10 protein-coding genes are annotated in these 13,142 nt (G+C 32.5%); 4 read left to right on the top strand and 6 right to left on the bottom strand.

Annotated features, from left to right (window positions below; all coding sequences use genetic code 11):
• Nucleotides 1-873 precede the first annotated feature (873 nt).
• Nucleotides 874-2,022 carry a N(5)-(carboxyethyl)ornithine synthase gene (locus tag J7K39_07215; protein ID MCD6179676.1) on the top strand — a complete coding sequence of 383 codons (1,149 nt, stop codon included), beginning with the start codon at nt 874-876 and terminating at the stop codon, nt 2,020-2,022.
• Between the two features lie 374 nt (nt 2,023-2,396).
• Here the strand turns inward: J7K39_07215 and J7K39_07220 are convergent, their stop codons facing one another.
• From J7K39_07220 to J7K39_07235, 4 genes are read right to left on the bottom strand one after another with little or no spacing between them, the layout of a single operon-like run.
• The gene (locus J7K39_07220) at nt 2,397-4,022 is read right to left on the bottom strand and encodes an O-antigen ligase family protein (GenBank protein ID MCD6179677.1); all 1,626 of its coding nucleotides are present in this window, start codon (nt 4,020-4,022) and stop codon (nt 2,397-2,399) included.
• Nucleotides 4,022-5,638: a S41 family peptidase gene (locus J7K39_07225; protein MCD6179678.1), complete on the bottom strand. Its 1,617-nt coding sequence runs from the start codon at nt 5,636-5,638 to the stop codon at nt 4,022-4,024. Before J7K39_07225 ends, J7K39_07220 begins: the two co-directional genes overlap by 1 nt.
• Nucleotides 5,639-5,698: 60 nt before the next feature.
• The gene (locus tag J7K39_07230; GenBank protein ID MCD6179679.1) at nt 5,699-6,400 is read right to left on the bottom strand and encodes an HAD family hydrolase; all 702 of its coding nucleotides are present in this window, start codon (nt 6,398-6,400) and stop codon (nt 5,699-5,701) included.
• Nucleotides 6,401-6,447: 47 nt separating this feature from the next.
• Nucleotides 6,448-7,002: a cob(I)yrinic acid a,c-diamide adenosyltransferase gene (locus J7K39_07235; protein ID MCD6179680.1), complete on the bottom strand. Its 555-nt coding sequence runs from the start codon at nt 7,000-7,002 to the stop codon at nt 6,448-6,450.
• A gap of 171 nt (nt 7,003-7,173) precedes the next feature.
• Here J7K39_07235 and J7K39_07240 point away from each other — a divergent pair, with 171 nt between their 5' ends.
• Both J7K39_07240 and ispD read left to right on the top strand, forming a co-directional pair.
• Nucleotides 7,174-8,406 (top strand): MFS transporter, encoded by a 1,233-nt coding sequence (locus tag J7K39_07240; GenBank protein ID MCD6179681.1) that lies wholly within the window; start codon nt 7,174-7,176, stop codon nt 8,404-8,406.
• Between the two features lie 129 nt (nt 8,407-8,535).
• Nucleotides 8,536-9,228: a 2-C-methyl-D-erythritol 4-phosphate cytidylyltransferase gene (gene ispD, locus J7K39_07245; protein ID MCD6179682.1), complete on the top strand. Its 693-nt coding sequence runs from the start codon at nt 8,536-8,538 to the stop codon at nt 9,226-9,228.
• Nucleotides 9,229-9,240: 12 nt separating this feature from the next.
• On the opposite strand, the gene J7K39_07250 is transcribed toward ispD, so the two are convergent.
• Entirely contained in the window at nt 9,241-10,767 is a 1,527-nt protein-coding gene (locus tag J7K39_07250; GenBank protein ID MCD6179683.1) for a glycine--tRNA ligase, read from the bottom strand.
• Nucleotides 10,768-10,911: 144 nt separating this feature from the next.
• On the opposite strand from J7K39_07250, the gene pssA reads away from it, so the two are divergent.
• Nucleotides 10,912-11,640 carry a CDP-diacylglycerol--serine O-phosphatidyltransferase gene (gene pssA, locus J7K39_07255; protein ID MCD6179684.1) on the top strand — a complete coding sequence of 243 codons (729 nt, stop codon included), beginning with the start codon at nt 10,912-10,914 and terminating at the stop codon, nt 11,638-11,640.
• A 15-nt stretch (nt 11,641-11,655) separates the two neighbouring features.
• Here pssA and J7K39_07260 read toward each other — a convergent pair whose 3' ends face one another.
• Nucleotides 11,656-13,068, bottom strand: coding sequence for a hypothetical protein (locus J7K39_07260; protein ID MCD6179685.1), 1,413 nt, complete (start codon nt 13,066-13,068; stop codon nt 11,656-11,658).
• Nucleotides 13,069-13,142: the final 74 nt, after the last annotated feature.

The following is a 13,142-nucleotide window of genomic DNA, read 5'->3' on the forward strand; positions in this document are numbered from 1 at the left end:
AAAATGTTGTTCCGACTGTGATTTGCTGGGCAAATAAATGATTCATTAATAAAAGGGATGCCGAAATTAAAAGTAGTTTTTTCATAATTATTGTGTTTTATGCTTGCTGGTAAACTAGTTTATATGTTTATAAAAGTTAAACTATACCACCCAAATGTGGGGAATATGTATATGTTTTATGTATTTATTATAACTCAAATTAGAGGGGTATATTAATGCTATACTCCCAAAGTTACAGTAATATTTTGTTTATTCAACAAAATGAGCAGTTTATTTAAAAAAACGATAAAACCCGAACATAAAAAAGGAGGGTTTTCCCTTTTAAAAACGCTGTGAACTTTCATCAGAACGAGCTAATAATAAATCAGATATAGCAAATATTCTCCGCATATTTAAGGAGTATATTGTGATCATTCTCCGCATACCGCATTTACTCACATTAACACAATGGGATTTTACTCATCAATCCCCAATTATAAAAAGCTATTATATTACATTAACATCTTGGGTTTAATGAGTATAATATAATAGTAATCAGTCGCATACAATTATTGTAATGACGAAAACTAAATATTTCTAATTTTTCTATTTACAAAAATATTTAATTATAGGTATAAATATTATAGCTGCCGGCAGGCTGTATGAGCGCGCATTATAGACTATTTTTTACTGTCAATTTTTTAATTTAAGCGTCTTTTAGAAAAACAGAGTATCTTTGCAGCAGGTTTATACCATTTTTGATTTCAATTAGTCACTACTCCACTTTGCTGCTTTAATAATAAATCTTTCACTCTGGCAAATTATTTCTCATTGAATTACGGATAGTCAGGCCGACATTAATTTATTTATAGCATAATTAGCAAAGTAGAATTTATGAAAAAACTAACATTAGGAGTTATTGGAACTTCAAGAAAAGAAGATGAAAAACGCGTACCAATTCATCCGGAACATTTATCACGTATACCGGAAGATATTAGGAAACAATTAATTTTTGAAAAGGGATATGGTATTCCTTTTGGTTTAGATGATGATTTTTTTATTTCTCAAACCGGAGGAGTTGCCTCTCGTCATGAATTATTGGCCGATTTAGGTTCGGTAATTATTGCGAAACCTGTATTAGCAGATTTACAAGAAATACGTGAAGGAGGTTTAATATGGGGTTATCCACATTCCGCACAACAACGTGATATTACGCAAGCTGCAATAGACCGAAAATTAACATTAATTGCATTTGAGGATATGTTTGTTTGGTCTCCTGATGGTCAAATAGGTAGACATACATTTTATAAGAATAATGAAATGGCAGGCTATTGTGCAGTTATTCATGCATTACAATTAAGGGGTATTGATGGCCATTATGGTAACCAACGAAAAGTAATTATTTTTAGTTTTGGGGCAGTTAGTCGCGGCGCTATTTATGCACTCAAAGCTCATGGTTTCAGAGATATTACAATTTGTATCCAAAGACCGGATTATGAGGTGCGTGAAGAAATTTTAGATGTTAATTATGTTCGTATCCGTAAAGGGAATAATGGTGAGGCCAGAATGGTAACTATTGAACACGATGGAACAGTTCGGCCTTTATCCGATTTAATCAGTGAATCTGAAATCATTATTAATGGCACCTATCAGGATACAGACAATCCAATCGATTTTGTCACGGAAGAAGAAAAAGATACTTTAAAATCAGGAAGTTTAATTATTGATGTAAGTTGCGACGAAGGTATGGGATTCTATTTTGCTAAGCCTACAACTTTTAAAACCCCAATTCTAAAGATCGATAGCATCGACTATTATGCAGTTGATCATACGCCAAGTTATCTATGGGAAAGTGCTTCAAGGTCGATTTCTGCAGCACTAATTATTTATCTACAAACAATTTTAGAAGGTCGTAAAAGTTGGATGAAAAACCCTACAATTCAAAAGGCTATCAATATTGATGATGGTGTGATTAAAAAAGAATCTGTTTTAACTTTTCAAAATCGTATGCAAAATTACCCACATGATTTTATAAAAAATTAACCGTCAGAACTATCAATTCTTGAGAATAAAGAATTTGAGCTCACTAATAATCAGTTAAATACGCTTGTTGATATATTGATTTTATCAACAATTGGGAGTTATTTTAGATTTATTGAAAATTAGAGCTTATTGAGCGACTTGCCCCGATTATTTTGGGGTTTAGCAGTCTGTGTAAGAAGCGTAGCAGATTCGAAGGTATTCGTTTTCGGTCGGCAAGACCGATAAAGAATCGTCAACTAAGTCGTACTAACAACTGCTGCTCCTATTACATATGATCCTTTTATAGAGAGTTATTTGTTAATTTTCATATCCAATGTGTTTTTCCCAACAGTATAAGCATATGAAGATGAAGGGATGTATTGAATATTTATTTTTCACTTCTCTATCTCTTTTCTTTCTCTCTTTTGAGTTTCATCTTTACTCAACTCCAAAGGCCAAAGCATTAAAAAGAAAGCATTAAAAAAAGCAAAATATGTCGCTCCCGATTGGGTTTCCAACACATCTTCAACAAGAAAAGAAAAGAAAATAGTTATAAAAAAGAGCCAATAAAACGGATTTTTAAAAGCAGCAATATAAACAGGGGGATAAAACAGTATAAAAAGGAAAAGAAAAAGACCAAAGACTCCAAAACTAAGCCAAAAACTTAAAAACTGATTATGCGGATGAAACCATAAATCTTTACTTAATTTGGTATTTATTTCCCTATAACCTTCTTGCATAATTGTAGTATTGTCGCCGCTACCGTAGCCAAAAAGGGAAGATTTCTTTATCATATGCCAACTGCTTTTCCAAAATTCTTGTCTCTGAGCTAAACTATAACCGGAAGGGTTATTGTTAATCCTTAATTGTTCCATCTCAAAAGCTAATTGCATTAAACGAACTTTAAATGCTGCTTTACTAACATAATTAATATTGGCAATACCATTTTCTATATTCAAAATATCCCTATCGGATAATTGACTAAATCCCAAACTGTCTTTACGTAAATCAAGAGATGTCAAATAACGAATAAGTGTTGTCTTTAGTTCTTGCCCTTTCCTATCCGTTCCATAAAAAGGAAATTCACTTTTGCTGCTCCACTGCTTATTTAACTCTTTTTCGCAAACATAGGCATAGATTCTTTTTCCGTTTTCTGTTAGTTCTTTTGGCTTATGGCTATAATAATTTCCTTGTGCTGTTTTTTTATCTAAGGGCAGGCTTTCTATTATTTCATCGTTCAAAAAAAGAGGCATTATAGAAGAAATTACAAAATAAGAAGCCGCAAATAGAGTAATGAAAAAGATAAATAAACTAAAGATAAATTTCTTGCCTTTGATTTGACTTAAAGTATAAATCCATAAAAATACTAAGGACAAAACAAAAATAATATAAGCCGATAAAGCACCCGTTTTCAGCATAAACACAAAAAGCCAAAGAACAATTAAAAAGGCTAAACCCTTGAGCCATATCTTTTTCCACTCATAAACAAGCAATAATAACAGACTGAAAATAGCCAAATTTATACTTAAACTAAATCGCATATGTTTTATAAACCTATCGGATAATATAGACTTAATATCTTTGCCCCAAATCCAATTTTCTACACTTACAAACAGACTTGCATATAGCACTCCGGCAATAAAAGCGATTAAAATCCAAATAGTTTTTTTCTTGGTAAACCGTGTTGAGCTACTAAAAAAGAAAGGCAAAAGTAATAAGGGTAGTTTTATTCGTAAGTCGTTAAACGCAGCTTCAAAATCGGCGGTATAAAGCAAGCCTACAAGATGTACAATAAATAATGAAGATAAAATAACAGCAATTCTATTACGAAAAAAGAGAGTGAGTTTTTCGCGATACCGTCCATCTAATATCCACAAACTTGCTAATGCAATTTGGCTCATACTCATTAGTAAACGAGATGTTGGAATAGCAAATGCCATTACTAAAAGAAAGAAAAAGAAAAATTCTTCGTAATAATTTTGTGATAATCTTGAAAGTATAAAACGGGGCTGCCGATTCATTATTTTTGTGGTCTTACTAGTGCTTGATAGGTATTTCTATCGCTTAAAACTTCAATAGCTTTTTGTACGGCTTCATCATTTCCTAAGCAAAGTCGTGCTGCGCCTTCGCGATAAAACTTATGAGTTAAGATTTCAAAACGCAAAATATTTTTTAGTTCTTGAACCGCCTGTGAGCTTTGCTGCTCCGAAAGCAATCTTTGTTGATTTTCGGCTTGCAGTAATAAATTTACTAACTCTTCTTGTCCTTTTTCATTCTCAATTTGTTTTCGCAAATCACGAACTTTCTTTTCTGTAGGGCTAACATAGCTGTAATTTCTTTCTGCAAGAAATTGTTTATAAGAATCTACAATCACATCATCAACAATAAAATTTTCATCAATCTCCTTACGGTTTTGTTTTGCAAAATACTCATTGGCAAACTCAAAAATAAAAAGTCGTTTATATTGATCAAGAAGTTGAGGATCGTTAACTTTTTTAATCATTTTAATATCGGGCGTAAGCCCTTTTCCTTCAAAGACTTCTCTTCCACTCAATGTGGTAAAGACTTCACTTGAAGCTTGTGATTCTTCGTTTTTAATACCTCTTCCGCTTGGCAATATAAAGCGTGCTATAGTAATTTTTAACTGAGCGTCGTAATTTAAAGGAACAACATTTTGCACCAATCCTTTTCCGTAAGTATTTTGTCCTATCAAAACAGCCCTATCAAAATCCTGAGCCGCTCCGGCCATTATTTCAGCTGCTGAAGCTGTTTGGTCATCGACTAAAAAAACCAATGGTATAGCAATATCTACAGCCGGACGTTGAGTACGGTAGATATATTCGCTCTTGGCCTGTTTACCTTCCGTTCTAACGAGTTCTAAACCACGTTGTAAAAATACATTTAAAGCATGAACGGCTTCTATTATTAAACCGCCTCCATTATCTCTCAAATCAATAATTAAACCTTTTGGATTTTCTTCTTTTAAATCGAGAAAAGCACTTAAGAACTCATTTGCAGCATTTAAAGTAAAAGATTGTAGGGAAATGTATGCAATAGAATTATCGAGCATAGTAGAAAATGCAACATTTCTTACCTTAATATTTTTACGAGTTAATAAATAATCTACCGAAGTTATTTCACCAAGTCTTTCAATACTTAACAAAAAAGGCTTTCCGGGTGTGCCTTTAAAAATAACACCAAGTTCTTTTTTTGTCATTTTTCTGGTGTCGTAACCATCAACTCTAAGTATTTTATCGCCTATTTGCAAACCCGCCTGATCGGCCGGCTGATCGGGCATAATGTTGGAAATATAAGCGTAGTCATTTTCGTTTTTTACAATTGCAAGTCCCACACCTCCGTACTTACCTGTACGTACATATTCAAAACTTTCTTTTTCTGCTTCGGGAATAAAAACAGTATACGGGTCTAATTCTGCCAATAAAGCATCAATAGCAGTTTTATTTAACTCAGAAAAATTTAATGTATCAATATACGACATCTTGAGTGTTTTGATAAGATTATTGTAAATCTCAAGATTCTTGGAATAATCAAATGCAATATCTTTATTTTGTGCGTTAAGTTTTAAACTTGATAAAACAAAGAAAAGTAAGAAGAGGAAAGCCGTTTTTTTTATCATAGGAATAAATATTGCCTTATATCTTTCATCAAATTTAATAAAAAAGAGTGAGGGTTATCGCTAAATGGCTTCTAATAATTCTAAAATGGACTTTATTTTTAAAAAACGTTCGTTATTTTGTTCATTATTAGTAACATTTTCGTGTATCCAAGTTGTGTGGTACGGAATATGAATGGCATAAGAACCCATAGCTAAAACGGGTAAGATATCTGATTTCACCGAATTACCTACCATTAAAAATTCATCGGGAGAAATTTCTAAACGCTCCAAGAGTTTTTGATAATCATCTTGGTTTTTATTACTCATTATTTCGATATGGTGAAAACATTTGGCTAAACCCGATTTTTTTAATTTTCGTTCCTGATCCAACAAATCGCCTTTAGTAGCCAAAACTAATTTTACACTTCTTTTATTTAAGTTTTCAAGAGTCAATCTAACTCCATCTAATAGTTTAATAGGTTTATTAATTAAAGCTTTACCCAAAGTTAAAATTTGATTGATAATTTCATTTTCGATTTTATCTTTAGTTATTTCTAAAGCCGTTTCTATCATCGAAAGCACAAAGCCTTTAACGCCATAACCATAGAGTTTAATATTTTGCGTTTCCGTTTTTAAGAGTATTTCGCTTACTTTTTCTTCCGGTAAATAATCTTTTAAAAGATGCGTAAACGCTCTTTCTGTTTCTCGATAATAAGTCTCATTTACCCAAAGCGTATCGTCAGCATCAAAAGCAATAATTTTAATTTTCGAGTTGATATTCATTTTTATCAATTTAGTTCTTATCAAGATACTTTATATCAAAAGTGTTCCTACACTCTGGGTTTCCACTTAATCTCTTCTCCACCAAGTTCTACGGCAAACTTACGAGCTAAAACAAATAAGAAATCCGAAAGGCGGTTCAAATATTTAATTGTTAAAGAATCTATATTAAATTCATTTGCCGCTTTAATTGTTTGGCGTTCGGCGCGTCGACAGATAGTACGGGCAATATGCGTATGCGAAGCCAAAATATGCCCCCCGGGCATAATAAAACTCGAAAGTTGAGGAAGAGTTTCATTCATTTTATCAATACTTTTTTCTAAAAGCTCTACATCGGTTTCAAATAACTTAGGCAAACTTTTAGATGATTCTTCGGAGTCGGCAGCAATCAGACTCTCGGCTGTAAACAACCTATCCTGTACCTCAAATAATAAATCACGTATATCTCCATCTTCCGACAAATCGCGTATTAAACCAATATAAGATTTTAGTTCATCAACCGTTCCGTAAGCTTCTATTCGCTGATGATATTTAGGAACGCGCTTTCCGCCAATTAAAGCCGTTTTACCTTTATCGCCTCCTTTGGTATATATTTTCCAGTCCATTATCAGTTTTTTTCTTTGTGCTAAATTAATGTATTTTCGTCGATGATGGTTTTGGATTTAAATTTTTAAGCTTCTATACTCAAAAAAGGCGTGAAAAATTTAATCAATTAATTCCGAGATTAAGATAAAATTTAGTGCTATATTTCAGGGTGTTTTTCAATAATCAAATTAATGACAACGTTTAAAAACAGACAATTTTATCAGTTTTGCGCTTATGGTTTTTTAAAAAACCTTCGGTTTTTCGACCCTTTTTTACTTCTATTTTTTCTTTCTAAAGGTTTTGATTATTTTGATATCGGGATGCTTTATGCTATTCGTGAAATGGGTTTTATTATAACCGAAATTCCCAGCGGTATTTTTGCTGATACTTTTGGGCGAAAAAAGACATTAATTATTTCTTATATCGCTTATCTGCTTTCGTTTTTAGGGTTTTATTTTGCACATTCTTTTGCCTTGGCTGCCACTGCAATGTTAGTTTTTTCTTTTGGCGAAAGCTTTCGTTCAGGGACGCATAAAGCACTTATTTTTACTTATTTAAAACATAAGGAATGGGATTCTTTAAAAACAGATTATTATGGAAACACCAGAGCCTGCTCCCAATTAGGCTCCGCCCTTTCTGCTACTCTTGCAGCTTTTATTGTTATTTTAAATGCCAATATTGAAACTATTTTTCTTTTTTCTACCATTCCTTATTTATTCGGACTGATTAACCTTAGTCTTTATCCTGCTTATTTAGACACTATTAATAAAAATGAATCTTTTAGTAAGCTTTGGAAAAAAGCATTACAGTTAAGCGTAGAAAGTTTGAAGGCATTTAAACAAAAGCAAATGGTTTTGGCAACATTTAATCTATCGTTTTACTCTGCTTATTATAAATCTGTAAAGGATTATTTTCAGGTACTTATTTTAAGTTTTAGTGCCGGCATTGTCTTTTTACCAAACTTTAATACTAATCAGCAAAATGCTATTTTTATTGGTATTGCTTATACTTTACTATTTCTTCTATCTTCTGTTGCATCAAAAAAATCACAAAAATTTCTATCGTTTTTTACTTCCGATAAAAGAGCTTTAAACTATAGTATTATTGTGGGTGTTTTGGTTGGTGGTTTTGCCGGTTTACTTTTATATTTCGATTTAAAACTAATTGCTGTCCTATTATTTTTCGGGATTTATATTATCGAAAACTTAAGAAAACCCATAGGTATTAGTCGGGTAATAAACTATTCTAATGAAAAAATAAACGCAACTATTTTATCCATAGGCTCACAAATTCAAGCTGCTATTACGGCTCTTTTAGCTTTATTTATCGGCTTTATTGCCGATTTATATTCTGTTAGTTTAGCTTTAATTTTGTCGGCTTTACTTTTGCTTTTACTATCACCGCTTTATTGGTTGAAAAAATAGATATTATTTTAAGCCTAAATAGTTTGATACAATTTCTGTATTTTTACAAAAGCACAATTTATACAGTCAGATACTGCAATTTACCAAAAGAAGAAAATTTATAGATTTACTCGAACAGAAATTCAAGAAATGAAAAAAACCACCGCAATTCTTCTTGCTGCCGGAAAATCGGAACGTTTTAAAAACAAGAAGTTAAAACCTTTTTTGCTTTTAAATAATAAGGCTGTCTACCGATATAGTTTAGATGTTTTTTTAGCCCACCATAAAATTGACACCATAATTTTAGTCCTCCCCGAAGACTTACTTTTATCCGAAAAAGAAAGATTTAAGAAAGAGGTATTACCAAAAACCGTAAAATTAATTGCCGGAGGAAAAACACGTTTTGAAAGTGTTAAAAACGCTTTAAGCATATTAAATGATTCGGCTGAAAACATACTTATTCACGATGCTGCCAGACCTTTTATAAACAATTTACTTATTGATAATTGTCTTTTAAAACTCAAACAAGAAAAAGCAGTTAGTTGTGCTATAAAATCAACAGATACTATAGTTTTTACTAATAAAGATAAACTTGCGGTATCCTATCCCGAAAGAGATAACATAATGCGTATTCAAACGCCACAAGCGTTTAAAACAGATATTTTAAAAACGGCATATTCTTTAGCAACAAAAGAAAGAAAAACAAATTTTACCGACGATAGTAGTCTTATTCAGTATTATAATCTTGCTTCCGTTTACTTAGTTTCCGGAAGCGAAGAAAACATAAAAATAACTTATACTGTAGATTTTCTTTTAGCAAAACAGCTTCTTGAAAAACCTTAATCCTTATTCTTTTTAAGCTTTAATTTTTATTTTACCTGCAATAATCTGACGCAATTCAGAAATAGCAACACGTTCTTGTTTCATGCTATCGCGATCACGAATTGTTACCATATTATCTTTCAGACTGTCATGATCAACGGTAATACAGAAAGGTGTTCCGATAGCATCTTGTCGACGATAGCGTTTTCCAATAGCATCTTTTTCTTCGTATTTACACATAAAATCATCCTGCAATTCTGCCATAATTTCGCGTGCTTTCTCAGGTAAACCGTCTTTTTTTAGTAAAGGCAAAATAGCTGCTTTTATAGGAGCCAATACTGGAGGAAGATTTAAAACAACACGTTCCGAACCATCTTCTAATTTCTCTTCTTTATAAGCCGTACTCAAGATTGCTAAAAACATACGATCTAATCCGATGGATGTTTCTACAACATAAGGCACATAACTTTCGTTAATTTCAGGATCGAAATAACGAAGTTTTTTACCGGTATATTCTTCGTGAGCTTTTAAATCAAAATCGGTACGCGAATGAATACCTTCAAGCTCTTTAAATCCCATAGGGAAATTAAATTCGATATCTGCCGCAGCATTAGCATAATGTGCTAATTTTTCATGATCATGGAAACGATAATTCTCTGCTTTCATTCCAAGAGAAAGATGCCACTTCATACGCTCGGATTTCCAATACTCATACCATTTTATTTCTTCGCCGGGGCGGACAAAAAATTGCATTTCCATTTGTTCAAACTCACGCATACGGAAAATAAATTGACGCGCAACAATCTCATTCCTAAATGCTTTTCCTGTTTGTGCAATTCCAAAAGGTATTTTCATGCGTCCTGTCTTTTGTACATTCAGGTAATTCACAAAAATACCTTGAGCCGTTTCCGGACGAAGATAAATTTCGTTTGCTCCTTCTGATGTAGATCCCATTTGAGTAGCAAACATCAAATTAAATTGCTTTACCTCCGTCCAGTTTTTAGAACCCGAAACAGGACAAGCAATTCCTAATTCCTCTATTAAAGCCTTAACATCCACTAAGTCATTTTTCTCTAAAGAACCATAAAGACGCTTGGAAATAACTTCCATTTTTTCTTTATTGGCAAGAACTCTTGGATTGGTACTTAAAAATTCTTCTTTGTTAAACGAGTCACCAAAACGTTTTTGCGCCTTAGCAACTTCTTTATTTATTTTTCCTTCAATTTTAGCCAAATAATCCTCAACCAAAACATCGGCACGATAGCGTTTTTTAGAGTCTTTATTATCAATCATCGGATCGTTAAAAGCATCCACATGACCGGAAGCCTTCCAAATTGTAGGGTGCATAAATATTGCAGAATCTAAACCAACAATATTTTCATTCATTTGCACCATGGCTTTCCACCAATAGTTTCGGATATTCTTTTTAAGCTCAACACCATTTTGAGCATAATCGTAAACGGCACTTAAGCCGTCGTATATTTCACTACTCTGAAAAACAAAGCCATACTCTTTAGCATGACTTATTATTTTCTTCAATTTATCTTCGTTATTTGTCATGCTGCAAAATTAGTACATTTGTTTTGATTGACAGCATCTTGTTTAGCTTTTGAAGCGATGAATTATAATAAATGCTCTTTATATTCTTTTGCTTTAACAATTATTGCCTGCTATTTTTTACTTTTGCTGAAGAAATAGAAACAAATGTTTAAAAAACAGATTCCAAACAGTATTACGGCACTAAACCTTCTTAGCGGTATTTTTGCTATTATAGCCACTTTTGAAGGGGTTTTACTTTGGGCAGGATTTTTTATTGCTTTAGGTGCTTTTTTTGATTTTTTTGATGGTATGTCAGCACGCTTACTCAAAATAAAGTCGAACATAGGTAAAGAAATGGATTCGCTTGCTGATTTAGTAAGCTTTGGAGTTGCTCCGGGATTTATTGCTTATCAGCTTATGCTACAAACCAATAACCTTCCTCAATGGATTTTATTTAATTATAATATTGCAGCATTTTTTGCTTTTATAATTCCTGTTTTTGCAGCTTTCCGTTTAGCTAAATTTAATATCGACACAAGACAAACTACAAGTTTTATTGGCTTGCCAACTCCGGCAAACGCCTTATTTTTTGCCTCACTCCCATTTATTCTAAGCGCAACTTATACTATTGATTTACCTATTTTCCAAAGCTGGATTTCAAACTATTGGTTTTTACTAATTATGGCATTTTTAATTAGCATTTTAATGGTAGCAGAACTTCCGCTATTCGCTCTAAAATTTTCCAATTTAAGCTGGCGCGATAATAAATTTAGATTTGTGTTTATAAGTCTTGCTATTGTATTGCTTATACTTTTACAGTTTACCGCTTTTCCAATAATTATTCTAATCTATATTGCTTTATCAATAGTGCAAAATAAATTTTCTACTAAATAAAAATCGAGTGTTAACTCAAATTGCCCAATTAAATCCAAAAATAATAAAGTGCTGATTAAACGGAAAAAAGGTTTCTGTTTCTATCCAGTCTGTTCCCATATCACTTGTTCCTCCACCAAAACCAAAACCCTCATCCTGAGCTGTTCCTAAAGTATGGCTTGTTAATGGACTTTCTTTTCGAGTTAATTGATAACGCAGAGAAAGGCTGACTCCATTTGTAAAAGCAAGGTTTAAAACCGCATCGGCTTTATATATTGTTTTGTCGGGCAGATTATAAACTATAGCTCCAAAATTTTCGTGAGTATTTTTTAAATCGCCATAAGTAAAAGCTGTTTCGCCCCACAATCTTGTGGTTAATTGCCCACCCACAGCAAGTTTATAAATCATTCTAGAGCTTTGATCTTCATTAAAAAAACGTAACTCGGGAGTAAAATACAAACTGTAATTTCCTTTTGGCAAGTAGCTTAATTTGGCATTTAGCTGTCGCTGACTAGTTTCGTTTAACCAAGAATAGCTCAAAGAAGCTGCTAAATCAAACAAGCCACTTCGTTTTACAACACCAAAACCAAGGAGTTGGTCGTTCCATTTTAAACTATTTATACTTCTTCCAAAATCAATATCAATACCCTGTTCTAATTCATATGCTGTGGTATCGTACATTATTTCGGTAAGGGTTAAAGATGTGTTAACATTATGAAAAAATGGTGTTATCATCAAGCCGGAAGCATTATAAATATTTACCGATAGAGCAAAATCAATTTGCTTGACAGTTAAATCCTCTTGCTCCAAATCTTTATCTTTAACTTTATACTGATGCTCTGATTGAATCCCCAAGCTGGTATAAGCAAGATTCACACTTACCGGTTTTGCCACATTTAGCAAAAGATTCATATTAAAATAGCTTTGTGACTTACGAGTAAATATTTCTGATAAATAAATTTCAGATGTAGAAGGAAGACTAATGTCTTTATCGTCGTAATCGGCAAAAGCAAAACCGGTTTCCATATAGATATTTCCTAAAGCGGAAAGATTTTCAGGCTTTATTTTCTTTCTTAAAGAAATAGGTAAATTGGCAGCATAAAGTCGTGCCACATTCTTCTGCCCCGAATACAGATATGCATAATATAAATACTCTTGTGCAATAGGATCGTTAGGAACAAAATCTATTGCTTTTTTATAATTTATTATAGCTTTTCGGTAATTTTTCTGATTTGCATAAGCTATACCTAAACGAATTCGCAAATAATAGAAATCAACACCTTTATCTAAAGCTTCGTTTGCTGTTGTAATTAATCCCGACCAATCCTTTTCTAAATATTGGTTATAGGTTTGTTCGCCATACAGAATTTTTAAATCGCTTTGCTGTGCATTTGCTGAAAAAAGAGAAAAAGTAAAAAAAGTAATTAGTAATAAGTAAGTCCTGTTCATGTTGTATATTCCGATTAAAAATGATTTGCTTGCAAAAATAGATAAAATGAATAAGACCAACAATAATACACCTC

It is taken from the genome of Bacteroidales bacterium (assembly GCA_021157585.1).
Taxonomy (GTDB): Bacteria; Bacteroidota; Bacteroidia; order Bacteroidales; family UBA12170; genus UBA12170.

Coding starts and splice junctions, on each gene's coding strand:
- J7K39_07250 (MCD6179683.1), bottom strand. CDS start 10,767: ATGACAAATAACGAAGATAAATTGAAGAAAATAATAAGTCATGCTAAA.
- pssA (MCD6179684.1), top strand. CDS start 10,912: ATGTTTAAAAAACAGATTCCAAACAGTATTACGGCACTAAACCTTCTT.
- J7K39_07235 (MCD6179680.1), bottom strand. CDS start 7,002: ATGGACTGGAAAATATATACCAAAGGAGGCGATAAAGGTAAAACGGCT.
- J7K39_07225 (MCD6179678.1), bottom strand. CDS start 5,638: ATGATAAAAAAAACGGCTTTCCTCTTCTTACTTTTCTTTGTTTTATCA.
- J7K39_07230 (MCD6179679.1), bottom strand. CDS start 6,400: ATGAATATCAACTCGAAAATTAAAATTATTGCTTTTGATGCTGACGAT.
- J7K39_07260 (MCD6179685.1), bottom strand. CDS start 13,068: ATGAACAGGACTTACTTATTACTAATTACTTTTTTTACTTTTTCTCTT.
- J7K39_07215 (MCD6179676.1), top strand. CDS start 874: ATGAAAAAACTAACATTAGGAGTTATTGGAACTTCAAGAAAAGAAGAT.
- J7K39_07240 (MCD6179681.1), top strand. CDS start 7,174: ATGACAACGTTTAAAAACAGACAATTTTATCAGTTTTGCGCTTATGGT.
- ispD (MCD6179682.1), top strand. CDS start 8,536: ATGAAAAAAACCACCGCAATTCTTCTTGCTGCCGGAAAATCGGAACGT.
- J7K39_07220 (MCD6179677.1), bottom strand. CDS start 4,022: ATGAATCGGCAGCCCCGTTTTATACTTTCAAGATTATCACAAAATTAT.